Source organism: Cnuella takakiae, assembly GCF_001953305.1.
Taxonomy (GTDB): domain Bacteria; phylum Bacteroidota; class Bacteroidia; order Chitinophagales; family Chitinophagaceae; genus Flavisolibacter; species Flavisolibacter takakiae.
In genome coordinates this window covers 3,692,355-3,694,340 of sequence record NZ_MTFE01000010.1, presented here as the reverse complement: position 1 = coordinate 3,694,340, position 1,986 = coordinate 3,692,355, and the positions used below count along the sequence as shown (strand labels likewise).

2 tRNA genes and 1 rRNA gene (1 of these 3 cut by a window edge) are annotated in these 1,986 nt (G+C 49.7%); all 3 read left to right on the top strand.

Annotated features, from left to right (window positions below):
• Positions 1–167 precede the first annotated feature (167 nt).
• Positions 168–1,699 (top strand): 16S ribosomal RNA (locus tag BUE76_RS16000).
• Positions 1,700–1,870: 171 nt separating this feature from the next.
• Positions 1,871–1,945 (top strand) — tRNA-Ile (locus tag BUE76_RS15995).
• Positions 1,946–1,972: 27 nt separating this feature from the next.
• A tRNA-Ala gene (locus tag BUE76_RS15990) sits at positions 1,973–1,986 on the top strand; it runs 78 nt beyond the window's last position.

Sequence of the window (1,986 nt, the reverse complement as noted above, 5' to 3'; positions counted from 1 at the left end):
TACTAAGATCTTTGAAAGTTTGGAAGCAACAGCACGATACAATCCGATAGGATGTATCAAAACACTAGGTAATCAAAAACAAGCGATAATATTAATTATTGGTTTTTTTGACTCGTTAATTCAATTCAAATTGAGATTAATTAGTCAGGAATCCAAACACTTCATTTACAATGGAGAGTTTGATCCTGGCTCAGGATGAACGCTAGCGGCAGGCTTAATACATGCAAGTCGAGGGGCAGCGCGGTTGTAGCAATACAACTGGCGGCGACCGGCAAACGGGTGCGGAACACGTACGCAACTTACCCTTGTCTGGGGCATAGCCCGGGGAAACCCGGATTAACTCCCCATAAGATCATGGTGTGGCATCACACAGTGATTAAAACTCTGGTGGACAGGGATGGGCGTGCGGCTGATTAGGTAGTTGGTAGGGTAACGGCCTACCAAGCCTGCGATCAGTAACTGGTGTGAGAGCACGACCAGTCACACGGGCACTGAGACACGGGCCCGACTCCTACGGGAGGCAGCAGTAAGGAATATTGGTCAATGGACGCAAGTCTGAACCAGCCATGCCGCGTGGAGGATGAAGGCCCTCTGGGTTGTAAACTTCTTTTACAGGGGACGAAACACTCTTTTTCTAGAGAGCTTGACGGTACCCTGGGAATAAGCACCGGCTAACTCCGTGCCAGCAGCCGCGGTAATACGGAGGGTGCAAGCGTTATCCGGATTCACTGGGTTTAAAGGGTGCGTAGGCGGGCTTGTAAGTCCGTGGTGAAATCTCTGAGCTTAACTCGGAAACTGCCATGGATACTATGGGTCTTGAATACTCGGGAGGTGAGCGGAATATGTCATGTAGCGGTGAAATGCTTAGATATGACATAGAACACCAATTGCGAAGGCAGCTTGCTACAGAGTTATTGACGCTGAGGCACGAAAGCGTGGGGATCAAACAGGATTAGATACCCTGGTAGTCCACGCCCTAAACTATGGATACTCGACGTTGGCGATATGACTGTCAGCGTCTGAGCGAAAGCATTAAGTATCCCACCTGGGAAGTACGACCGCAAGGTTGAAACTCAAAGGAATTGGCGGGGGTCCGCACAAGCGGTGGAGCATGTGGTTTAATTCGATGATACGCGAGGAACCTTACCTGGGCTAGAATGCTAAGTGACCGTGGGTGAAAGCTCATTTTGTAGCAATACACACTTAGTAAGGTGCTGCATGGCTGTCGTCAGCTCGTGCCGTGAGGTGTTGGGTTAAGTCCCGCAACGAGCGCAACCCCCATCAGTAGTTGCCATCAGGTAACGCTGGGAACTCTACTGAAACTGCCGTCGTAAGACGCGAGGAAGGAGGGGATGATGTCAAGTCATCATGGCCTTTATGCCCAGGGCTACACACGTGCTACAATGGGAGGGACAAAGGGCTGCCACTTAGCGATAAGGCGCCAATCCCAAAAACCCTCTCTCAGTTCGGATCGCAGTCTGCAACTCGACTGCGTGAAGCTGGAATCGCTAGTAATCGTATATCAGCAATGATACGGTGAATACGTTCCCGGACCTTGCACACACCGCCCGTCAAGCCATGGAAGCCGGGGGGACCTGAAGTCGGTAACCGCAAGGAGCCGCCTAGGGTAAGACCGGTAACTGGGGCTAAGTCGTAACAAGGTAGCCGTATCGGAAGGTGCGGCTGGAATACCTCCTTTTTAGAGCGCTTAGCTTAGTTATCATGCAAATGATGTACTAACAAAATGATTACTGTTATAACGTGTTGCTGTTGTTTCCAAATACTTTCATTGTTTCTTTAAGTTCTTTTACACTTAAGTAACCCAAGAAGGGGATCACTTGCTGATCACTCGAAACGGGGCACCAGTTACAGATCCGTAGCTCAGCCTGGTTAGAGCACTACACTGATAATGTAGGGGTCAGCAGTTCAAATCTGCTCGGGTCTACTAGACAAGCATGAGGCTTTTGTCACTGGGGGATTAGCTCA